Genomic DNA, 22,055 nt, shown 5'->3' with positions numbered 1-22,055 from the left:
GGTACGTTGGAAAATGAAGGACGCTTGTCCGGCCGTACGATGACGATGGGCGTTCTTACTTGCGAAGAGGGGGATTTCCGCGAAATGAACGGTTTGCTTGAGGGGAAAAATATCGTGGTCATGGGCGTCGCCAACGAGCGCAGCATTGCCTGGGCCATCGCGCAAGCGCTTGCATCGCAAGGAGCCAGATTGATTTTTACATACGAGAACGAACGGGTGGAAGAACGGGTCAAACGGTTGTCGGGTACGATCGAAGGCTCGCTGACGCTGCAGTGCAACGTATCCTCCGACGAGGAGATCGAGACGCTGGCCGCGCGCTTGAAGGAAGAGGTCGGCGTCGTCCACGGATTGGCGCACTGCATCGCTTTCGCCAAGGCGGAAGAGCTGGACGGCATGTACGTCAACACGTCGCGCGCCGGATTCGCCCTCGCGCACGACGTCAGCGTCTACTCGCTGACCGCGGTGGCGCAGAGGCTGTATCCGCTCATGACCGAAGGCGGCAGCGTCGTCACGCTGACCTACCTGGGCGCGGAGCGCACGCTGCAGAATTACAACGTCATGGGCGTCGCGAAAGCGGCCCTCGAAGCGTCGGTACGCTATCTGGCCAGCGATCTCGGACCGAGCGGTATTCGGGTGAACGCGATTTCCGCCGGACCGATCCGCACGCTCGCGGCCAAAGGAATCGCCGGCTTCAATACGATTCTGAAGCACGTCGAAGAGAAGGCCCCGCTGCGCCGCAACACGGAAGCCGCCGACGTCGGCGATGCGGCGTTGTTCCTCATGAGCCCGTGGGCGAGAGGCGTTACCGGAGAAATCATTCACGTCGACAACGGCTACAATATCGTAGGCTAATAGGCTTGAACCGGACGAAGAGGCTGTGCCATAAGCAGAGTTGCTTAAGATAATCGATAGACAAAATAGGGGTATGTACCTCCTGGAGAAGCCTCATACGCTCTTGAAATCACCTTATCACGGGTTAACCATTCCCATTTCAAGAGCGTATAGCATCGGAAGGAGGGTACATATCCCTTGCCCTTGTTCATCGATTATTTTTCAGGACAACTTGGTTGGCTTATGGGACAGCTTCTTTCCTATAAAACTTTGTAGAACCGGGGACAATAAGCTATGATAAGGAAAAGTCGGGCGGAAAATAAGGCGATCGGCAAGCGAATGCCGCAACCGCTCTGCGCTGTTTTCGTATATGATTAGAAGAAGGACAACCAGGTCCATGCAACCGATTTCGAAGATTAGAGGGATGAAATCATGAACGCCAATCAACCGGACAGCGTCATCGGCGGCAAGAGCTTCACCGCGGTAGCCGTCAATTGCGCGGCGAAAGCCGGGGAGTGGATCAAGAGCAAGAGCGGCACGATCACCCAATTGGATACCAAATATTCGGCCCAGGATTTGGTCACGGAAGTGGACAAGGGCGCGGAGAGAATGATTCGCAATTTGATCGCCACCCATTTTCCGGACCATGCGTTTCTGGGAGAGGAAGGCGTGGAGCCGGGGCCCAAGGCGTCGGCCACGGCGCTGGCGAAGGTGAGCGGCGCCGAGTATTTGTGGATCGTCGACCCGGTGGACGGAACGACGAATTACGTGCACGGATTTCCGTTCTATTCGGTATCCATCGCGCTTGCCTATCGGGGAGAAGTGATCGTCGGCGTCGTATACGATCCGTCCCGGGACGAGCTGTTCGTCGCCGAACGGGGCAAGGGCGCATACGTGCACGGACGCAAGATGAGCATATCCGCGGAGGAGAAGCTGGCCGAAAGCTTGATTGCGACGGGATTCCCGCCCGATCCGCAGGTCGCGCTGCCCGCGAACCTGGCGAACATCCGGCACATCGCGCCCAAAGTCCGCAACCTTCGCGTGGCCGGCTCGGCTGCGCTGCATCTCGCATACGTCGCCGCGGGGAGGCTGTCCGGCTTCTGGGAGCATAATCTGAGCGCCTGGGATGTCGCGGCGGGATCTCTGCTCGTGCAAGAAGCGGGAGGCCGCATGTCCGACTTCGGCGGCGAACCGTATCATCTTGCGGTGCGCAACGTACTGGCCACGAACGGCCGCGTTCACGACGAGCTGAGCCGGGAGCTGCAGGCGTCGGCGAGCACATGAGATGAGACGCGTTTGACCACCCTAACGGGGAAGGAGGCGAACGAAGTGGAGCGCGACGAAGCAGAAGAGCTGTTGGCTCGCCAGCTTGGCGAGGAGCCTGCGGAGACGGACGAGGAAGAAGCCGGCGCCAAAGCCGCCAAGCGGCTTCATCCGAAATGGGAAATTCGCATCCCGGCGAACGTCGATCCGATCGTCGAGGAGACGATCGCCTACCGCCACCTCGCTCGCGAAGTAGACGGCAGGTACGACGGCGTTAAGACGGAGGGCGTCAGGGCGGATAGCGCCGCCAAGTCGGGTGGCATCAGAGCGGATAGCGCCAGTGCAGATCGCATCAACTCGGATAGCGCCGCCAAGTCGAATAGCGCCGAGACGGATGGCAGCAAGCGAGTAAGCAGGGAGGAAGAGCATTCCGAGTGATCGGAGTGTTCTTTTTTTTCTATAACATCTCGTCCAGCCATTGGCCGAATCGATAAGCGTTGTATTCGTTCCAGGGGCAGTCGAACCAGCTGCAATTTTTCAGCGGCTGGACGCTGCCGTTCTGCACGGCCTTCAGCCCGTTCCACTCCGCCGAGCGTTCCAGGAGCCGCCAGGTTTGCTGCGAGACGGCGTCTTCTCCGACGTGAAGCAGCAGCCGATCGGCTTCGAATTCGGAGAGGCGGTTCGCATCGACTTCCTTCGTCCAGGAAGGGAACTCGTCGATCCGCAAAGCCGGTCTCCACTTCAGATCGTCGTACAGCAGCGACCCCGCCCTTCGCCCCCACACGAGCAGCTTGTGACGGCAGACTCCGAAAGCCAGCACCCGATCGCCGGAGAAAGAAGATTTTCTTCCGAATTCCTCCAGCCTTCTCTCATAGTGCTCCAGCCAGCGTTCGGCAGCGGCGGGCATATCCAGAAACTCGGCCGTCAGCCGCAGATGCTCGCGCCAGGACAGTTCCATCGGCAGGAAAAGAGAGGGAGCGATGTCCCGCAGACGCGCGCGTTCCTCTTCCTCGATCAGTCCTTCGATCGCGACGATGCGGTCGGGACGCGCCTGCCTCAGCGCTTCACGATTATAGTCGTATTGGTGGCTGAGCACGATTTTGACCTCGAAGGCAAACTTCTGCCGATATTCGTCGGTCCAATAGTGATCGGTCGGCGCCGCGAACGGGATGACTTGAAGCGCCAACAGCTGGCCGATGTTCACCCAACTGTAAGCCGCGACTTTCATCTGCCGGTTTTGGATGTAGACGGCGGCCGAGAATCCGGTCTTCTTTTTGAAAATGCTGCTGAAATAGGACTCGTTCTTGTAGCCAACCCGATGTGAAATTTGCCGCAGGGACAAGCCGGGCTCGGCTTCCATCCACTTCTTGGCTTGCGCAAGCCGCAGGTCGGTCAAATAATCGATGACGCCCTTGCCGAATTTTTCCTTGAACAGCCGCATGAAATGGTAACGGCTCAGTCCGGCCGTATCTGCCAATCGCTTGACTGTAATTTCCTCGGTAAAGTGATTCTCCAGCTCCCTTCTCGCGCATTCCAGAGCGACTGCGGTTTCGTGCTCCCGCTGCCGGGCGATCAGGGACAGCAGCTCGTAAAAGGCGGCCTCGCCCCGCAGCCGTTCGGCCATGCTTCCGTCTTTCAGGCAGCCGGCCATTTTCTCGCACAGACCGATCGCAACGGCAGACGGCGCAAGGCAAATATCGCCCTGCGCCGGGAAAATGGACAGATCCGCAGCTTGAAGCCGAAGCACGTATACGCCGAGACCGCGTTCTTCATGCAGGCCGAGCTCCAGCAGCTGTCCGGGACGGCCCAGGAATACCGAGCCGGCCTTGAGCGGATAGTATCGGCCGTCCAGCACGAGCCTTCCCTCGCTGGCTTCGGCGATGACGAGCACCAGGCTGTCCGGGACGAGGAACGTTCTCTCTCCGCGAATCTCCGGCGGGCTTTCGCAAACCCGCTCGATCGAGAGCAGCTTAAACGTCGTTCCGGATGCCGCCCCGAATAACAACGAGTCGCCCGGGTTGTTCCGATTATTGGACGACATAACGCAGCACGTCCTCGGCGATTTTCTCGTCGGCGATGACGTTCTGATTAAACCAATGTCCGGAATCGATCGGGAATACGCGTCCTTCCTTGACGGCCGGCAGGTTTTGCCACAGCGAATTCTCCTCCGGAGGCTTTGCTCTGCCCGGACCCGACAACACAAAGATGTAATCGACCTCCTGCAGCTCCGGCAGCGTCTCCACGGAATACGTATCGTAATCGCCTTTCAACAGCTCGGGCGGCTTAAAGCCCAGTTCCCCGTACAGAACGGCTCCGCCGTAAAAATGGGTTCCGAACAGCTTGTACTCCTTCTCGTCGTTCCCTTGAAGCAGCACGGCCGTCTTGTCGCCTACGGCGGCCTGGATCTGCTGCTTGGCTTCGGCGAGCTTGCGGTCGTGATCCTGCAGCGCCTGCTCCGCTTCGGTCTGTTTGCCCAACAATTCTCCCAGCCCCAGAACGACGTCGCGCCAGTCTTGCGTATCGGCGGAGAGCACGAAGGTCGGAGCGATCCGGGAGAACTCCTCGTAGCTCGCCGTCTTGAGGTAGGACGAATTCGACAAAATGATAAGATCGGGGTTGAATCCGAGTACTTCTTCCATCTGCAATCCGGTGTCCATATGCAATGGCGGGACGTCCTGAAGCTTGTCCTTCAAGTAGGCCTGCGGGTCCCCGCCCGCCGACCATTGGGCGACCGGCAGGACGCCGAGCGCGGTCAACGGATCTTCCAGGAACGGAGCGATAATCCGCTGCGGCTCGGCCGGAATCTGCACTTCGTTGCCCATCGCGTCCTGGAGCGTACGCGGTCCGGGCTGCTCCGATGGGGCAGGGGATTCGGCGGAAGGCGAGCTGTCGGGAGAAGAAGCCTGTGACGAAGACGAAGACGAAGCGGACGAGCTTGCCTGAGAATTGCTGGTCGGACGCGCCGCAGCCGGCCAGCGTCAACGATACAGCCAGCAAACATCCAAGGAGGATGGATAGAGGTCGTTTGACGGCTCTTTTTTTCTGTAAAAGCATGATAATCCCCTTTCAATATGACAGTGATAATCATTATCAACAAAACTGAGTATAAGGGATAAGCTCCGGTTTTGTGAATAAACGATAATGCTGTTTTTCCGATTTGGCTCGCACAATAGTGGGGGTTGGGGGCTTGTCGTACGATTGCCACCTGTAGTTGAAACAACCAATCAAGTTACCCGGAGAGCATCGGGCTGACGATTCGCTTAACGAATCATGTTCAGATGGGCGACTGAGGAAAGGAGGATTAGATGTCCAGATTAGCGGAGTTGGCAGCGTATAAAACGATCGTAGCGGAGAGGCTGATCGACAATTCGAACATCTGCAAGGCTTTGTTTTATTCGGACGGCGATTATCTCGATCAGCCGGATGTGACGAACCCCGAGCAGTTGCTGCATGATTGTATTTACTTGTATCCCTACAAGCCGGATGAATCGGGGATCGAGAACGGGGCTCGAACGTGGATTACGGTTTCGCTGAACGATTTTAACGGAGTCGGCAGTTCCGTAATGAGAGCCGGATTTCTCGTCATCGAGGTGCTGGCGCACAAGGAATTGCTGCGTACGGACTATGAGCTGCTGAGAACAGACGACATCGCCGCGGAAATCGACGGGATGCTGAGCGGGGGACGAAGCATCGGAATCGGCCGTCTGCAATTTGCCGGGATGAACGAAATCAGTCTGAATGCAAACCACTACGGGGTTGTCCTGAAGTATCGTCCTGTCGACTTCGGCTAACGGATTGCGGTGAATGAGAATGGATCATGACATTGAGTTAAAGCTGCTCGTAGGGTTGTCTGTAGATCTGGGCAACCAATTGTCGTTCAGCGTTCCGACGTTGCGCGCGATCGCGGATATCGGGAGCCGGAAATACGATGCGTTGATTTCGGTGCTGTTGGTCAATAAAGCCTCATTAGAGGAACTGACGGCTAGCCGGGTGACCAACTTCGAGCTTTTTGCGCTCAATTGTATGTTGAACGAGGAGTTCTGGAGAAAGGCGAAGCAGGGGCTGAAACTGTTCCTCGGGATGGAGCCGACACTGCAGGAAAGTCCTGACGGGGCTCTTATTTATTTTCAGGACGATCCCGAAATGCGGCTGGATGACGGCAGCTTTGACTATTTTCAAAGTCTGATCATGTATTCCCATAATATCCAGTTCCAGCGCGAGCAGTTCAGCCCGGGGAACGCCAAAGCCAAAGCGCTGATCGAGAAGCTGCAAAAGGGCAAACAGGAAATCTTAAGCCGCAAAGAGCAAATCTTCGACCTGGCCAGCAAAATCTCGGGAGTCGCCTGGAAGTCGAGCGGCGTGAACATTTTTAACGTCTTCGATCTGACGATTTTCCAGTTTTACGATGCGCTGAACAGGCTCGAACAGGTGGATTACTACTTATTTACTTTGCAAGGCATTTACTCCGGCCATGTGGATGGCCAGAAAATCAACTTATCCAATATCCATTGGAGCAAAAAATACAAACCTTGAGGAGAATGATGAACGATGGCAACACCTAACCGTTGGGCAATTCGCGATGCAGGCATCGCAACTTTTTATAATCTTGTGACCGGCAAACCGGTAACGACGCTTCGCACGCTGAAAACGTCCGGACTCGAAACGACCGGCGAAACGGTATACTCGCGAGGCGGCTTCGGCAATCCGAAACTGGTAGGCTTTTCGGGCAACCGGGAATCCAAGATCAAGCTTCAAGATGCGATTTTCGACAATAAGGCTTTGGCCATGCTGACCGGCAACGTGCTGTCCGAGGGCGCTGCCCCGGTTCACGTTATCGAGAATGTCAAAGTCGCGTCCGATGCGGCCGTTTTGGATAAAACCCCTGTCGGCGCACCAATCGGCGTGTTCGAGCTAAACCCGGACGGCACATTGGGCGACGAGGTTGTTCAGGCCAGCGGCACTCCGGCTACGGGCGAATATGCGATTTCCGGCAAAAATCTCACCTTCTATGCCGGCGACTTCACGGACGGTAAAGTGCTGTCGGTCTACTACGGCGCCACCTCCGATGCTTCCGCCAAGATGCTGAAGGTGACGTCCGATGCTTTCGGCGGCACATTCAAGGTCGTTCTCGATTGCCTCGTGCGCGACGAGTTCACGAAGAAGGATTTCGCTGCGCAAATTACGATTCCGAACGCCAAGTTCGAGGATGCGTTTAACCTGAATCTCGCCGTTGAGGGCGATCCTGCGGTACTGGATTTGAACCTTGAGGCGCTGAAGGACCCTGTGTCCAGCGATCTGTGGAGCATGCTGATCTACGATCAGGATGAAATGGTTTAATAGGCAATTTGAATATAAAGGGGGAGCTTGGCTCCTCCTTTATATTTATCTTAAAGCTCATGATCCGGCATTGTGGGCTTTAAGATAACATCCAATAACGAAGGAGAGAGGATACGGATATGGCAGCAAAACAAACAAAACTGACTGTGGCCGGCATTAACCGGAAGCATAATAAGGAGTTCGGCTCGCTTAAGCGGGTAGATCTGAGCACGGGGGACTATACGGAGATCTACCAACGATTCAGAAAAACATCGATCCAGAAGCTGGTGCTGGACTATATGGATATTTTGAACGCGATGAAGGAAGGCGGCCAGAAGCTGGGGAGCGGAGCGATGGTATTCGTATATTACATGCTGCTGCTCAAGCACTTCACGACACTCGGCAGTGTCATTCCCGGGGATTTGGGACAGATGATCGGCGTGGGCGAGAAACTGCTTGACTTGGGCGTTCTGGAGCAAATTATGAATGAGTTTCCCGAGCAGGAGTTGGACAAGCTGAATGCGGCCATTCAAGAGGTGAATCGAAATATGCAGACTCAGCTTGAAGCCTGGCCTAACGAAAAGGGCAAGGAGAGCGGACAATGAAGATTAAATACGGAGAAATCGAGTTTTATTCGAAATGGCTGCTGGAGCATCTCGCCCTGGCCGGCAAGAAATCGCGCATGAGAGTTCGATGGATTGAAATGTTGGGGGAGCATCAGGCGAAATTCGAGAAATTCAGAATGGATCTGATCAAGGAGCATGCGAGATTGGACGAGCACGGGGATATTGTTATCGTTGAGCCCGATGAGAACGGCAGCGGCCAGGCGGATATCATTGATCCTGAAGCCTTTCGCAGCGATCTGCAGGAGCTGTTGCTGGAGGAGTTCGTTGTGGAAGAGAACGAAACGAATCGGGAAATGCTGCTCGTATTGCAGGAATGCATCGACGAATGTCCGGAAGCTTGGTCGGGCAAAGCTGCGCTGGAATATGAAGCGGTATGCCGACTGTTCGAGGGGATTTATCAAGATGAATAAGTCAACCTTAGCCTGGCGGAGAGAGGAGAGTCTAAGTTGGCAAATGGGAATGATTTGAGGGCGACGTTGTCTGTGTCGTTGAATCAGGAAGCGGCTGTACGGGATATAAATAAGGCTATGAAGCAGTTGGAAAAGCATCCCGCGTTTAAGTCGTTGACGTTAAAAATAGATCTGGATAAAAAAATGGTCGGTATTTTGGCGAGCCTTAGCGACGCAAAAGAGGCGATGAAGGATATTTTCGTACAAGCGGAACTGGCTGCCTCAGGCATGCAGCAATTGGGAGAGGCTGCAAGAACGGCTGCTGCTACAGCTTACGCAGAATGGAATGCCTTGGGTGAGCAGCTGCTGCGAATTCAATCGCTTGCATCCGAAGCCGGCGCGCGTTCGGAGAAGGCGGTTTCTAGTGAAGCTGCTTCTGGCGGGCTGTCGGGGGCTTTGAGCGATGGAATTACTTTTATGGCGGCAATAGTAACAATAGCTACTTTTAACAAGGATATTCTTGGCCCTCTTAAGAAAGAACTAATTTTTATTGGTAGCGAGTTTATGCGTTTAGCTGCAATTCAGGGCGTACTCAGAGCAGGTACATTAGCTCTTTCATACTCTTTCGTCATGTTGGGGAAGGCATTATGGCCAGTAGCGCTCATAAGCGGCGTGATCTGGGGTTTGAGCGAACTATACAAGGCCTTCTCAGGAACGAATGAAAAAACAAAAGAAGCGGAACGGATTAACCTGGATCATATCAACTCGTTGAAACAGCAAAGAGACGAGCTGCGGCAACTGGCGGGAGAGTATGAAACCTTGCAGGCTGCGCAAGAGGCTGGATATGCTACGATCGAACAAAAACAAAAATTGCTCTCGCTTCAGACGCAACTCGTCGAATCTTATGGCGTATCAGCAAGCGCAATTAGCGCGGAAGGAGACACGTTTGGGACTACTGGCGCGCTCATTCAAATGCGAATCGATGCTTTGAACGAGGAAATCGCCGCTCAGCATGAACTGGACAAGTTGAAGCTAAAAGCCAAAGATAATGAGCGTACGGATACGATTCAGAATACCGAGGGATCGATTCTCAAGGATGAGGCGAAAATCAAGAAGCTTCAAATGGGTGCGGATAAATATCAGGAATTGGCTGAAAATACCAAAGGTTTTGACTCTATACGCTTCTCCATTGCCTCTCAAGGTATGCTAGACGATATAGCTGAACTAGCCCAAGGTATTGAAACTAAGAGAGGAAATCTTAAGACCGCTTTATCCGAGACGACTGATGTTTTAAGAACCGAATTAGATACCTATATGTCCGCAATAGAAACCGACGGAGGTCGCGTATCCGATACGCAACGAGCATTTATGGAAGGGATGCTCGATTCGATTGCCCGCAACGGCAAAGATATCGATTCGCAGGTTGCCGACATGAAGTCGGCTTTTGGCCGTCTGAGAGGTATGGGGCTGGATTGGCTTCTGGCGGACTTTAATGAAGCAAAAAAGGCCAAGGATATAGAAGGTATGGAAAAAGTAAGAGCCTCAGCCTTGCGGATGATGGATGATTTTAATCACTTTACCCCAGTAACGGATTCTTTCAGAGAATCGTTTCTTGCCATGTTCGACACAACGGCCAAGAAAGCTTCGATGTCTTCGGACGAAGTCGAACAGTTTGTTAAAAATTCGATTAAGGAACTGACCTCGCTGGAGGATTCCTATCAGAAGCTGAGTCGAGGCGAAAAGCTGTCTTCAGATACAGTGACGGATTTGATTGCTCAATATCCGAAGCTGTCTCAATATCTGGCGGAAACGAACGATTTTACGTTCCAAAAAGGGGAACTGATTAAGCAGGTAATGGAAGACCAACGTCAACAGCGGATCGAGGAACTGGAAGCGTCCATCGAGTCGACCAAAGCAAAGCGGGACGAATTGGAAAATAAGCGCAAAATGCATGAGCAGTACTTTTCGGCGATCATCAAGGGATTCAGTGCTGTACTCGGAATCAAATTCAATGTGGACAAGGATCGGGTTCTGTCTCCAGAGGAGCAGAAAGAGAAGGAGGAATTGGATCGTCTGATCGCAGAGAAGGAAGCTTCTCTTGCACTGCTTAAACAACCGATCAACATCAACGGAACCACAGGAACCTCAAAAGGTTCGTCCACTTCAAAAGAGAAATACGAACCCAATCTTAACTTCTCCAAAGCGCAGTTGGAGGTTGAAAATTACAATCGCCTGCTCGAGAAGAATAACGATGAGATCCAACTGGCGATTGCTCAAGGAGGCTTGTACGATAAGCGTCTGGCCAATCGAATCTCCTTGTATTCGGATCTTGCGAAGTCGCTGAATACTCTTGGGAAAGAACAGGAAAAGGAGCGGGGCGGACTAAGAACGAAGCTGACCAAGACCGGGCTTGTAGACAGCGCCGGAGAGGTTGTCGCCGATGTCGAGAAGCGACTGCTCGCTCTTTCCAAAGGAAAGGCTGCTGCCCGATTAGGCTATAGCGCAGAGGAATTGGAACAATTCGTAGAGCGTTATTTGGAGCTTGCGGGTGAGATCGCAGACACTGCTTCGCAATTGAGAGCGGCAACTAACGATTTAGCCGATGCCCTCCAGATCGGTCTGGACAAGATTACGGCGGCATCCACTCGCAAGCAGGACAAAGCGAACCATAAAATTGCACTGCTAGGCGAGATCAATACGGAAGAAGAGAAGAAACTGCTCGCGCAGTATTCCGCTGAGATTGTAAATGCGTTGGCGCAAGAGAGCCGCGAGATTGACGATAAGATTGCAGAGGCCAATGCGGTCATTCAAAACAAGGACAGCAGCAAGCAAGAGAAGGAAGCTTATCGAGTTCTCCTCGAAAATCTAAAGCAATCGAAGAAACAGGCGGACGAGAGCTTAATACAGGAATCCGAGCAGTACGGAAAGTCCCTGGCGGAAGCTCTGGCTTTCGGGTACGACAAGACATTAGAGGAACTTAAATACGAGAAGTCTCTCTTGGGCAGCATCGATTCGGAGGAAGAAAAGAAAAAGGCTGCCGAGCTCGATCAGCAGATTTATGACACGTTGACGAAGGGCATCGACAGATACAACCAGGATATTGTCGAGTTGGAACGCAAACTCTCGACCGAGTTGACCGACGAAGAGAGACATCGGGCGCAAGCCAAGCTTGAAGTGCTTCGGGAGTATGTCAAGAATTACACCTTGGAGCAGGCTCAGGCGGTTTCCGCTTGGGAAAATTCGGTCAAATCTTCGGCAAAAGACGCTATGTCAGCTTTGGAAGACTTTTATGCCAAACAGGGAAAAGAAGCGCAGAAGCTTCTCGACGACCAACTGGAGGATTACAGAAGGTTCATTGAGGAACGTAAAAAGTTGTTTAAGCGTGAAGACGAGAAAGTGGATTTTAACGACAACCGATCCAAGCTGCAAAAGGAAGAGGCGGAACTTCGGAAGCAGATCGCCGTTCTTTCCTTAGACAATTCCATTGAGGGACAGTACAAGAGAGAGCAGTTGGAACAGGAATTGGCCGATAAGCTTGAAGAGATCCGCAAGCTGGAGTTGGATCGGAGCAGAAGCTTGCGGGAGCAGGATTACGACGATCTCCTACGCAATAAGGAAGACGAGATAAAAACGGCCAAAGAAGCTGCGGATACAAAATGGCAGCAGGATCTTGCAGCGGACCAGCATTATTCCGCCTTAAAGCAAGCGATGCTTGAAAACAACACAGCCAAAATGCAAGATGCCATGCTTAATTTCTCGAACAATGTTCAGGTTTATATGGATGCCATCGGGGCAAGCATCGATCGTAATCTCGTCGAAAAGCTGGAGGATACACAGAGATTTCAAAATCTTGCGAATACGATTATGGGCATTCCTAATTTGAACGTACCGACTCCTCCTCCAACATCGCCGAATAGTAGCAGCAGAGCTGAAGCGACAAAAACCGCCAGGGATCTGGATTGGGATAAGTATTTGGAGAATAAGGAGAAGGCGGAGAAACTTAAAAATTCCGATCCTGTCTGGCAGAGTCTAAACACTCTAAACAATAAGCTCAGAGAAGAATGGAAGTTTCCCGACGGAAGCTACAGCCAGCTTAAGGATCTTAAGTTTTTCCACGAAGGAGGAGAGGTCGGGGTCGAAGGAACGACCACTGTGAAATGGTGGCAGGGCATGCTGAAATCCGATGAGGTGCTGTCTGTGCTTCGCAAGGGAGAAGCGGTTATTAAAAAACCGGGAGCGTTCGTTCAGCAGATGGTAGCCAGCGTAGCACAGCGAATGAATGCCGGTCCGAGCTTTGCGTTGTCGGAAGCGGGTACTTCCGGCCCGATCACCAATCATTATGAATACGATATTCGAATCGAGCGCTTGGAGGGCGGGGAAGCCGGAGCCAAGGCGCTGTTCAAGCATATAAAGACACAATCTCAGCGAGGCAATCGGATATAAGGGGGTGAATCGACTGTGACTATGCGATCTAGCATTTATTTTACCTTTAACGGGCAGAGATCGGACGATTTCGGTATCGTTAACGTCAATATGGAATCCGGTATGCTGAGCGAGCCTTTTGCTGCCGGGAGATCGATCCGCAAGCAGCGGGTCAGGGGAAGGGACCGGGGATATTTTCAGGAAATTGAGCTTGAAGAACTCAAATTTACGGTAACGTTCGCCTGGAAAAATGGCTGGGAGAACGAGGACAAGCTCCGGGAAGTGGCGAGATGGCTGCTGTCTCCGAAATATTATGCGCCAATGGTGTTTGCGGATGAGCCTGACAAAATCTATTACTGTCTGTGTGTAGACAGCCCCGAGCTGATTCACAATTCCTTGAAACAGGGTTATGTTCGGCTAAATTTTGAATGCTGCGACGCCTATGCTTATACGCCTGTCTATGAGCGGGTATTCGATCTGTCTAATAACCTTGCCGGCGGAACAACTGTCGAGCTTGAAAATATCGGAGATGCGGAATGCAAACCAATCATCTCCATCTATAAAGTCGGTAGCGGCGATATTAAGATTTGGAATCAGTCTAATGGCAATGCAGAAATGACTCTGGTGCAATTGGCCGATGGGGAGACAGTGGACATCGATTGCGAGAATCGTCTCATTAAGACCGACCTTCCGCTCACGTATCGGTACGACAACTTAAGAGGCGATTACTTAAGTCTTCCAATTTTCGACAACAAGCTGCTAGTACAAGGGCGTTGCAGATTAAAGTTCATCTATCAGTTTAAAAGATTGCAGTAAAGGAGGCGATTAGCGATGATCCTGAATGCGAACGAGTACACAGAGCCGGAGCGACCGCGACTGTATGTGGCGACCCCGAACAGAACGATAGTCGGCGAGCTTCCCGAAGCCTACAATATTAAGCTGAACACAAAGCTGGGCAACGTTCCGACGTTGAATTTCTCGCTGCCGTATCGCATTGCTCGAATGAACAAACAATTGGACAATCCGAATATCAGAAAGACGAAAAATCGCTATCTGATCAAATACGTTTACGGAACCGAAGCGGAATGGTTTATGATCAAATCTCCCTCCGACGTGATGGAGGACACGGATCGAAAGGATATTCAATGCTTCGGACTGGCGTACGAGCTTGCCGACAAAAATGTGCGAAAATACGAAGCGACCAGCAAGAACGCGACGCAAATTTTGTCTACGATGCTGGAATCGAGCCTGTGGGAGCTTGGGGTAGTTGATGCGGACTTCGATATCATGTACCGCTCCCTGTCGGTGTCGGACTCGAATGCGCTTGACGTCGTGTTCGATGTTGCGGCTGCGTTTGGCGCACTGGTTACTTTCGATTCGGAGCAGCGAACGATTAATCTCGTTCAATTTGATGAATACGGGATGAACAAAGGGTTGGAGGTCGCATACGGCAGCCTGCTCAAGAGTGCCACCAAGAGCGAAAGCACAGACGAGTTTTTCACGTTGTTCAAAGGGTTCGGCGCCGACGGAATCGGTATCCAAAGCGTAAACGCGACAGGAAGCAACTATTTGCTGGACGTCTCTTACTTCATGTACCCTTTTTCCAGGGATGAGCAGAGAAATGTGCTGGCGCATAGCGATTATATGAGCGATGGTTTATGTCATGCTCTGCTGGATTATCGGGAACTGCTGGAATCGAAGCAGGGCATCTACCAGGGGTATCTTAGTTCGCTGCAAGCTTTGCAGACTGCCCTAACAGATCGAACCAATGAACTGTATGATCTGAAGAACGAGTTGACGATTATCGAGGATCAGATTGCTGTAGCTAACTATAACAAGCAGAGTACAAGTTCTCTGGTTACTCAGAAGAATACCAAGAATTCGCAGATTGCGGCCAAAAACAACGAAATTGCAAGCGTCGAGACCGGAATGGACAACGTGAACGCTCAGATTGCTGCGCTGCAACAGGTATTGTCTTTAAGTTCCAATTTTACAGTCGGGCAGCTTGAGGAATTGAATCCGTATATTATCGAGGGTACTTACGAGAACACGAATATTACCCATCCAGAGCAGCTCTACGAGGTGCTGAAGAAAGAGTTCGATAAGGTCAAGCAGCCGAAGCTTGTCGTGGAAATCAGCATGGTTAATCTGTTGGAGGTCGTTGAGGAACAGGACAAATGGGACAAGCTCCGACTCGGAGACGTGCTGACGATCCGAAATGCCGGCATCGGGCTGAATGTACAGGCCAAAATCATTGAGCTCAACTACGATTTTGAATCCGGCGACATCGGCGTTGTGATTAGCAATGTTAGGGAGCTGTTAAGCGACGAGGAGCGTTTTCTCAGAGAGCTATATAATTCGCGAACGGCTTCGCAGAACGTGATCAGCAACAGCGGAGTGTGGAACCAAGCGTCCGAGGAGGCGTCCGAAGCTCAGCGGATTTTGAACGGCGTATGGGATGCGACAGCTAGAAGCATTCAAGCTTCCGTGGACAATACGGTAACGATCGATCGTAAAGGCGTCATTGTCAGCGACCCGAACACGCCGGACGACATTCTGATTTTGCAGAAGGGACTATTGGCGATCAGTCGCAACGGAGGCGACACTTGGTCGACGGCGATTAACGCGAACGGCGTATTTGCCGAGAGACTGGTCGGGCAGATTCTGGTCGGAACAGATTTGAGCATCAGCAACAGCAGCGGCTCGGTTAACATCAATGCCAATGGGATGACGGTTACGGATATGAGCCTTACCCTGATCAATTCTACGATCAAATCCAAAGTGCTGATCAATCCGAACGACGGGCTGAAGGTGCAGAAAAACACCGGAACAACGGGCGCTCCGGTGTGGTCGGATCAGATATCCTTAGACAGCAACGGCGATGCCTTGTTCGGCGGTGTTCTTAGCATAGGCAGCGGCGGTACCGTAGTCAAAGCCGATGGCAATACGGGACTATGGATCGGGGCATCGGCTTTCGCTAATGCTCCTTTTCGGGTGGATTTGAATGGTACGGTTACCGCAAGTAGATTTAATCTAACTGGCGGCACTATGAATATCAATAATAGATTTATTGTTGATAGCTCCGGCAATCTTACGGCTTCCGGGAATATTACGGCGAATGCGCTTGTTGCTGGATCGTTTATTCAGGCTCCGAATATTAGTGGTGGGAACATTACGGGAACTACACTGACAGGGAATACGATTCAAACATCTAGCAGTGGAGCCAGAATCGTTATGAATAGTAGTGATTTTTCAACTTACGATTCGAGCGGTAATCGCGTTATTTCTATTTCGCCATTTACTTCAACATATGGGTTAAGTGGAATAGAGTTTGGAGTAAATGCATGGTCACCTAAAGGGCACATATTTTCGAATAGTGCTCATTTTGGGATAGTAGGGCAGCAGGCTATAAGCTTTAGATCTTTGACAAGTTATCTAACTTTTTCTGGATTTATAGATTTTTCTTCTGCTTCAGTTTCTGGAATTACACTGAGTATGAACGATATCAGTGGATTATCATTAGCATTATCTAATAAAGCTAACTCAGGCTCATCTACACAAAGCGCAGGAGATGTGCTGTTAAATGGTGGAATTGCAGTTGGCACAAGATTACTCATTTCAGGCGGAGGATCGGTAGAGTGGAGAGGGATAAATATTCCATCCCATAGACATGTCCAAACCTGATTATGTTATATTGATTTTAGAATCTAAAGTGGGAGAGTGACAATGTGAAGAAATTTATAATAGGCCTATTGTGTGGTATCATTTTTGCTACCTGTGGCTCGGTGTTTGCTGAATCTGCCGTAAAGAAACTAATTGGCGAGAAGGTTAAGGGGCAATATGAAGTATCGGTTAATGGAAAAAAGCTAAGTACTCCCGCAATTGTAGTAAATGGAACAAGTTTTCTTCCAGTCAGAGAATTTGGGAATAGTGTGGGATATAAAGTTAATTTTGATCCAAAGGGGGGCATAAAATTGGAACAACAATCAGATACCCAAAGTGAATATGAAATGAGCGAGAAAGCGAGAATTGAACAAGAGCGCTTTAATCGGGAAGCCGAAGAAGCGCAAAAAGCCGCAGATACAAAAGCAGTGACAGAGGGTAGAATAAGAATCGTTAAGGAGCAAATACAAGAGACCGAGAATGTAATTGCGAGCGAGAAGAGAAAACTGATTAATGATAAAGAAATTTATATTGAACTTGGCGGGGATTTGACTATATACGAAACATCAATGATGTATCTAACGCTAACCAAGAGTATAGAGGAAAACGAGAAGAAATTAGAGGAACTGAAAAAGGAGCTTGTATCCCTGGAGGCGCAGCAGTAATCGTAAATAGATTCTCATAAAATAACGGCAAAGCACGTTACAATAAAAACTTTGAAGAGGACTCGGCAGAGTTCTTTTTTTATTATCCTAAGGAGGGTTTACAATGTCATCATTCGATTATGATTTGAGCACCATTACCAAATACAGAGCTGGTACGTCCGAAGATCCTTATATTCCGATTACCGAGGCCGGAAAAGTAAGCAATAACCATATTGTCCTTGCTGAAATTCCAGTTCGTCTTAACGGAGTGACGATTACGGGTTATTTTGAATGTAAGGAAATGCCGGAAACCGGGTTACCGTCAACAGGTTTTATTGTGGACTATAACGAGGGAATCGTTACTTTTGCGCCTGAGCAAGAGGGAAACACGGTCACAATTGCGTATGTCGGACGCGGAAATCATTTTGTAAGCAGCAAACGGATTTGGACAAAAAGAAGCGGCGACGATGTCGTTGAAATCCTGGAGGACGTTATTGAGAAAGGGGAAACGGCAGTTGGTCATCTGGAAGAAATCGAGCAAGCCCTGGATGACGCGCAGATTGCGATTCAAGCCGCTAACGAGGCGATTCAAGAGGCCAATGAAGTTAATAATTCTATCCAGCAGGCTGAGAGTATCAGACAGGCAAACGAATTAGCTCGCGAGTCTCACAAAGATTCATGGTCGTTCATGGGGGAATATAACCCTGCAGCATCCTATGAAACTAATAACCAAATTCACTTTAATGGATCTACGTATATTTCTATTCAGAATTCCGCCAATAAGCAGCCTGATCTTGAACCTGCTTATTGGAGCTTAATTGCCCGAAAAGGCGATCAAGGAATCCAAGGCGAAAAGGGTGAAAAGGGAGATACCGGTGAACAAGGCATTCAAGGCGAGAAAGGGGATACAGGAGAACAAGGGCTAAAAGGAGACCGAGGCGAGAAGGGAGATCAGGGCGAACAAGGCGAACAAGGCGAACAAGGTATCCAAGGGCTAACAGGGGAAAAAGGGGATAAGGGCGATCAAGGCGACAAAGGGGATACCGGCCTTCAAGGAGAACAGGGAGAGCAAGGTATTCAGGGGGAGAAAGGCGAAAAGGGCGATAAAGGTGACCCAGGAGAACAAGGTATTCAAGGCGAGAAAGGCGACCAGGGAGACAATGGAGATAAGGGCGACAAAGGTGACGATGTAAAATGGCTGGGGACTTATCAAGCGGCCACTACCTATGTTCCGAGGGACATTGTTGAATTTAATGGTTCCTCCTATATTAATATTCTCGAATCCACAGGTCATGCGCCAACCAACACCTTGTACTGGGATTTGTTTGCTCGTCGTGGTGTAGATGGTGCAGGCAGTTTGTCGGAGGTACTATCTACAAGCAACGATCTTGTAGTTATCAATCCTACAACGAATGCCGATGTTTCGATTTCTCCCGTGCTCAAGGCGGAGTGGAGCGGTAAACAGGACGCTTTAGGATTTACGCCTGAAAATATTGCGAACAAAAATCAACCCGGGGGCTATGCCGGGCTTGGCAATGATGGGAAAGTGCTATCTGAACAGTTACCCGTTATTGAGGATGTTTCTTGGGAGAATCTGAGTGGAAAGCCAACAACGCTATCTGGTTACGGCATTACAGACGCTGTACCTTCAGAACATGTCGGTTCTGGTGGAGATGCACATGCCCTTGCATCACAATCAGAGGCTGGATTTATCTCTGTTAATGATAAAACCAAATTGGATGGAATTGATGAAAGTGCGAATAACTATGTTCATCCTGAAAACCATCCTGCGTCTATGATTGTTCAAGATTCTGAAAATAAATTTGTGGCAGATGCAGAGAAAGCTATTTGGAATGGCAAAGTAGATACTGTAGCTGGCCGTAGCGGAGATGTAATTCTGTCTAAATCGGATGTTGGCCTATCGAATGTTGAAAACTATGCAATTGCTTCGCAAGCAGAAGCGGAAGCAGGAGTCACAACAGATCGCTATATGACTCCTGAGAGGACAGCGCAGGCCATTACAAAAAATATGCATGGAGCTATTGCTGGAATTGAATGGACAACAAGACCTAATCCCTATTTATACCAGTGGAAATCAATATGTTATGGGGATGGTAAATTCGTCGCTCTTAGTGATACAAGCGAATTTATAATATCTTCTGACGGTAGAAATTGGACACAATCGACATTGGGTTATGGAGGAACGTGGTATTCTGTCTGCTATGGAAACGGGCAATTCGTAGCTGTAGGAATGATCGATTTCGAAGGCGTGTCTATGGGTGTGTCCATGACTTCATTGGATGGAATTATTTGGAGTACTCCGAATGTTGTAGGGAATTATTTAACGGATTCTATTTACTACGGAAATGGAACATTTGTGATAACCGCAGAGAAAGCGGGAGGTGGATATTATGCTTTGACCTCTCTTAATGGAGTTACTTGGATAGAACGAACTATGCTTTCAAGTAGTTACTATAAAACTTCGATGTGTTATGGAAATGGTATGTTTATTGCAACTAGTAGTAGCGCAGGATTAATGACCTCAACAGACGGAACTTACTGGACTCTCAAATCAGGCACTAGCGGCGGCTGGAGTCATGTTAGTTATGGAAATGGATTATTTGTAGCTGTGACAGCTAGTGCTTCAAATAATAAAGTAATGATTTCTCCTGATGGGGTCAATTGGACAGTAAGCACAATTGGAATAGGTTTTAAATCTATAACCTATGGAAACGGTCTGTTTGTCGGATGTACTCAAGATAATAAAATTGCCATTTCATCAAATGGAGTTGATTGGAATCAAAAAATATTGCCTACGAACTCAAGTTATGAATATATCTGCTATGGGAATGATTTGTTTGTAGCTATAGCACCTTTTGCAAGTACTATTTTAACATCAGGATTCTACAATACAGATAGAACAAATCCAGCAAGTAGAGCAGAAGCAGAAGCAGGGATAACAAATGACAAATACATGACGCCTTTGCGGACAAAACAAGCTATAGAGTCCCAGGTGCTTGTGAAATCTGTAGCAGGAAAAACAGGATATGTAAACCTAACGAAAAATGATGTTGGTCTTGGAAGTGTTGACAATTACACTACAGCATCTCAAACGGAAGCAGAAATTGGGACAGTAAACAACAAGTTCATGACACCTTTACGGACATTTCAGGCTATTGCGGCACAGGCCAAATCCTCGCGCAGCTCGTCCATCGTTGTAGCTGCCCACAACAGCAGCGCGTCCAGCAAGGCATCAGCCGATTACGTCTGTGGCGGTACAGCAGACCAAGTGGAAATCAATGCCGCAATTAACAGTGTAGCTTCTACTGGCGGTACGGTAATTTTGCTTGAAGGGGAGTATGTTTGTAGCGCTGCTATAACGCTATGGCAGAGAGTTAACTTAAGGGGTATGGGGCACGGAACAAACGTTAAAGGGCAGATAACAGGAAGCGCAGCGAACAACCTGTATATAAAGGACATGTGCTTAACAACGAATCCGGCGACGGGTGGATATGCTATAGACATAACCGCTTCAAAATCGGTAACTATTAGTAATGTGTACGTTGGACAAATACGGGGGAATGGCATTAGATTCAACAACTGCACAACTTGCATTGTCGATGCCTGCACTTTGAATGGTATCGGTGCATGGAATATGGAGATACTGGATTTTGTTGGCGGTTATGGGATCGTATTGTCCGGTACAACGAACGGCTGCGTTATAACGGACAACGTAGTAGAGTACGTTACTCCTTACAATTTAATTAAAGGGTCGGGTATTCGGATAGAGGCCAGCGCCGGCCATAACTTAGTAACTGCAAACAACATCATAGACTGTTATGACCACGGCGCTTTCGGCAGTGGATGTTGCAGCATCCACATTTTGGGCAGCCATAATACCGTTACAAACAACCATTGCAGAAACTACTTCGATGCAGGAATAAATATTGCTGGAAGCTACAACAACGTTCAAGGTAACACCCTGCGTAATAGCAGGACATACAGCTTCGCACCTTCCAAGCCTGACGTTGGTATCGCAGTTGCATCCGGAGCCACGAATAACCTTGTAACGAATAACGACCTATATGAATCGACTACGGGGACCAAGCTTCAAAACAGCGGAACAGGAACCGTAACTACGGCGGGTAATCGCACATGATACCTTTCGAAGATTGGGTTTATAGCAAGAAAAAATGGTGTTGTTAATAAATTAGTATAAACATTCCAAAATGATTAAAAAGAAAGATAAACCTAAAAGAGAGCGGAAATACACATTCGCTCTCTTTTTTATTTCCAACGATTAGGAGCGTGTTAGTTTTGGATAGATCAGATTTCATTGTAAAAGCGATTGTTGGATTTTTGGGAAGTATCGTCTCCATTTCAATGGGGCTGTTCGGTATGTTTTTTACTATCTTAATAGGGATGATGGCAATCGATTTTATCAGTGGTTGTATGGCTGCTATTGTTAGCGGAGAGGGAATGGAATCAGTCAAAGGTTATAAGGGGTTATTTAAGAAAATCTATACTCTGCTCTTGTTGGGCGCAATCTTATTGGTCGAAATTTCTGTCTTGGAATCAAATGGTGTCGTGACTGATGGCATATCTTCTACGTTCATCCTTATTGAGTTAGTGAGCATCATAGAGAATGGTAACAAGATGGGATTGAAGTTAGGATTTCTTAGTAAATTCGTTGCAACAGTAAGAGGAAAGATTCCGATCCTTAATGATGAAGAAAAAGAAAACAACAATCAGAAAAAATAAAGGGACGGTATAATTCTTAAACCTTCGCGGGGAGTGAGGATACCGTCCTTTATTTAAGGAAAACCCCTGCGCGATCGTTAGGCACAGCGAAGGAAGCAAGGGAAGTCCCGGCCCCATTCATGAATTGTACGTGATGGGAT

Annotated in this window: 17 protein-coding genes; 15 read left to right on the top strand and 2 right to left on the bottom strand. The window is 49.6% G+C overall.

Annotated elements, in window-relative coordinates; all coding sequences use genetic code 11:
- Positions 1-84: 84 nt before the first annotated feature.
- The 3 genes from fabI to ACFFT4_RS08105 all read left to right on the top strand — a co-directional run bounded on the left by fabI (position 85) and on the right by ACFFT4_RS08105 (position 2,532).
- Positions 85-852 carry an enoyl-ACP reductase FabI gene (gene fabI / locus ACFFT4_RS08115; protein WP_378046597.1) on the top strand — a complete coding sequence of 256 codons (768 nt, stop codon included), beginning with the start codon at positions 85-87 and terminating at the stop codon, positions 850-852.
- Positions 853-1,263: 411 nt separating this feature from the next.
- A complete protein-coding gene (locus ACFFT4_RS08110) occupies positions 1,264-2,115 on the top strand; it encodes an inositol monophosphatase family protein (protein WP_378046596.1) in 852 nt (283 codons plus the stop codon).
- Positions 2,116-2,160: 45 nt separating this feature from the next.
- Positions 2,161-2,532: a hypothetical protein gene (locus tag ACFFT4_RS08105; protein ID WP_378046594.1), complete on the top strand. Its 372-nt coding sequence runs from the start codon at positions 2,161-2,163 to the stop codon at positions 2,530-2,532.
- Between the two features lie 19 nt (positions 2,533-2,551).
- Here ACFFT4_RS08105 and ACFFT4_RS08100 read toward each other — a convergent pair whose 3' ends face one another.
- Together ACFFT4_RS08100 and ACFFT4_RS08095 are read right to left on the bottom strand one after the other, a co-directional pair.
- The gene (locus tag ACFFT4_RS08100; RefSeq protein WP_378046593.1) at positions 2,552-4,135 is read right to left on the bottom strand and encodes an AraC family transcriptional regulator; all 1,584 of its coding nucleotides are present in this window, start codon (positions 4,133-4,135) and stop codon (positions 2,552-2,554) included.
- The gene (locus ACFFT4_RS08095; RefSeq protein WP_378046591.1) at positions 4,122-4,916 is read right to left on the bottom strand and encodes an ABC transporter substrate-binding protein; all 795 of its coding nucleotides are present in this window, start codon (positions 4,914-4,916) and stop codon (positions 4,122-4,124) included. Before ACFFT4_RS08095 ends, ACFFT4_RS08100 begins: the two co-directional genes overlap by 14 nt.
- Between ACFFT4_RS08095 and ACFFT4_RS08090 the strand changes: the two genes are divergently transcribed.
- From ACFFT4_RS08090 to ACFFT4_RS08035, 12 genes are all read left to right on the top strand, one after another.
- Positions 4,909-5,037 carry a hypothetical protein gene (locus ACFFT4_RS08090; protein WP_378046589.1) on the top strand — a complete coding sequence of 43 codons (129 nt, stop codon included), beginning with the start codon at positions 4,909-4,911 and terminating at the stop codon, positions 5,035-5,037. The genes ACFFT4_RS08095 and ACFFT4_RS08090 overlap by 8 nt on opposite strands.
- Before the next feature lie 362 nt (positions 5,038-5,399).
- The gene (locus ACFFT4_RS08085; RefSeq protein WP_378046587.1) at positions 5,400-5,885 is read left to right on the top strand and encodes a YomW family phage-derived protein; all 486 of its coding nucleotides are present in this window, start codon (positions 5,400-5,402) and stop codon (positions 5,883-5,885) included.
- Positions 5,886-5,898: 13 nt separating this feature from the next.
- Positions 5,899-6,627 (top strand): hypothetical protein, encoded by a 729-nt coding sequence (locus tag ACFFT4_RS08080; RefSeq protein ID WP_378046585.1) that lies wholly within the window; start codon positions 5,899-5,901, stop codon positions 6,625-6,627.
- Positions 6,628-6,642: 15 nt separating this feature from the next.
- Complete coding sequence (locus ACFFT4_RS08075; protein ID WP_378046583.1) at positions 6,643-7,431, top strand: YomU family phage tail tube protein; 789 nt, start codon at positions 6,643-6,645, stop codon at positions 7,429-7,431.
- Between the two features lie 119 nt (positions 7,432-7,550).
- Positions 7,551-8,015 (top strand): YomO family phage-derived protein, encoded by a 465-nt coding sequence (locus tag ACFFT4_RS08070; RefSeq protein WP_378046581.1) that lies wholly within the window; start codon positions 7,551-7,553, stop codon positions 8,013-8,015.
- Positions 8,012-8,446, top strand: a complete 435-nt coding sequence (locus ACFFT4_RS08065) for a hypothetical protein (RefSeq protein WP_378046579.1) — start codon at positions 8,012-8,014, stop codon at positions 8,444-8,446. The genes ACFFT4_RS08070 and ACFFT4_RS08065 overlap by 4 nt, the downstream gene beginning before the upstream one ends.
- 36 nt (positions 8,447-8,482) lie before the next feature.
- A complete protein-coding gene (locus ACFFT4_RS08060; protein WP_378046578.1) occupies positions 8,483-12,868 on the top strand; it encodes a hypothetical protein in 4,386 nt (1,461 codons plus the stop codon).
- 21 nt (positions 12,869-12,889) lie between these two features.
- On the top strand, positions 12,890-13,663 hold the full coding sequence (locus ACFFT4_RS08055; protein ID WP_378046696.1) for a distal tail protein Dit: 774 nt from the start codon (positions 12,890-12,892) through the stop codon (positions 13,661-13,663).
- Between the two features lie 15 nt (positions 13,664-13,678).
- Positions 13,679-16,531: a phage tail protein gene (locus tag ACFFT4_RS08050; protein WP_378046576.1), complete on the top strand. Its 2,853-nt coding sequence runs from the start codon at positions 13,679-13,681 to the stop codon at positions 16,529-16,531.
- Between the two features lie 44 nt (positions 16,532-16,575).
- A complete protein-coding gene (locus ACFFT4_RS08045; RefSeq protein ID WP_378046574.1) occupies positions 16,576-17,175 on the top strand; it encodes a stalk domain-containing protein in 600 nt (199 codons plus the stop codon).
- Positions 17,176-17,278: 103 nt separating this feature from the next.
- Positions 17,279-21,313, top strand: a complete 4,035-nt coding sequence (locus ACFFT4_RS08040; protein ID WP_378046573.1) for a right-handed parallel beta-helix repeat-containing protein — start codon at positions 17,279-17,281, stop codon at positions 21,311-21,313.
- 158 nt (positions 21,314-21,471) lie between these two features.
- Positions 21,472-21,915, top strand: coding sequence for a phage holin family protein (locus tag ACFFT4_RS08035; protein WP_378046572.1), 444 nt, complete (start codon positions 21,472-21,474; stop codon positions 21,913-21,915).
- Positions 21,916-22,055: the final 140 nt, after the last annotated feature.

It is taken from the genome of Cohnella cellulosilytica (genome assembly GCF_042431195.1).
In the GTDB taxonomy this organism is placed as follows: domain Bacteria; phylum Bacillota; class Bacilli; order Paenibacillales; family Paenibacillaceae; genus Cohnella; species Cohnella cellulosilytica.
The sequence above is the reverse complement of the archived record's forward strand: the minus strand, read 5'-3'. Positions and strand labels throughout refer to the sequence as shown.

Excerpts from the sequence above, each read along its gene's own strand:
- fabI (WP_378046597.1), top strand. The coding sequence starts at position 85 with ATGAACGGTTTGCTTGAGGGGAAAAATATCGTGGTCATGGGCGTCGCC.
- ACFFT4_RS08110 (WP_378046596.1), top strand. The coding sequence starts at position 1,264 with ATGAACGCCAATCAACCGGACAGCGTCATCGGCGGCAAGAGCTTCACC.
- ACFFT4_RS08100 (WP_378046593.1), bottom strand. The coding sequence starts at position 4,135 with ATGTCGTCCAATAATCGGAACAACCCGGGCGACTCGTTGTTATTCGGG.
- ACFFT4_RS08095 (WP_378046591.1), bottom strand. The coding sequence starts at position 4,916 with ATGGGCAACGAAGTGCAGATTCCGGCCGAGCCGCAGCGGATTATCGCT.
- ACFFT4_RS08085 (WP_378046587.1), top strand. The coding sequence starts at position 5,400 with ATGTCCAGATTAGCGGAGTTGGCAGCGTATAAAACGATCGTAGCGGAG.
- ACFFT4_RS08080 (WP_378046585.1), top strand. The coding sequence starts at position 5,899 with ATGAGAATGGATCATGACATTGAGTTAAAGCTGCTCGTAGGGTTGTCT.
- ACFFT4_RS08075 (WP_378046583.1), top strand. The coding sequence starts at position 6,643 with ATGGCAACACCTAACCGTTGGGCAATTCGCGATGCAGGCATCGCAACT.
- ACFFT4_RS08070 (WP_378046581.1), top strand. The coding sequence starts at position 7,551 with ATGGCAGCAAAACAAACAAAACTGACTGTGGCCGGCATTAACCGGAAG.
- ACFFT4_RS08065 (WP_378046579.1), top strand. The coding sequence starts at position 8,012 with ATGAAGATTAAATACGGAGAAATCGAGTTTTATTCGAAATGGCTGCTG.
- ACFFT4_RS08055 (WP_378046696.1), top strand. The coding sequence starts at position 12,890 with ATGCGATCTAGCATTTATTTTACCTTTAACGGGCAGAGATCGGACGAT.
- ACFFT4_RS08050 (WP_378046576.1), top strand. The coding sequence starts at position 13,679 with ATGATCCTGAATGCGAACGAGTACACAGAGCCGGAGCGACCGCGACTG.
- ACFFT4_RS08040 (WP_378046573.1), top strand. The coding sequence starts at position 17,279 with ATGTCATCATTCGATTATGATTTGAGCACCATTACCAAATACAGAGCT.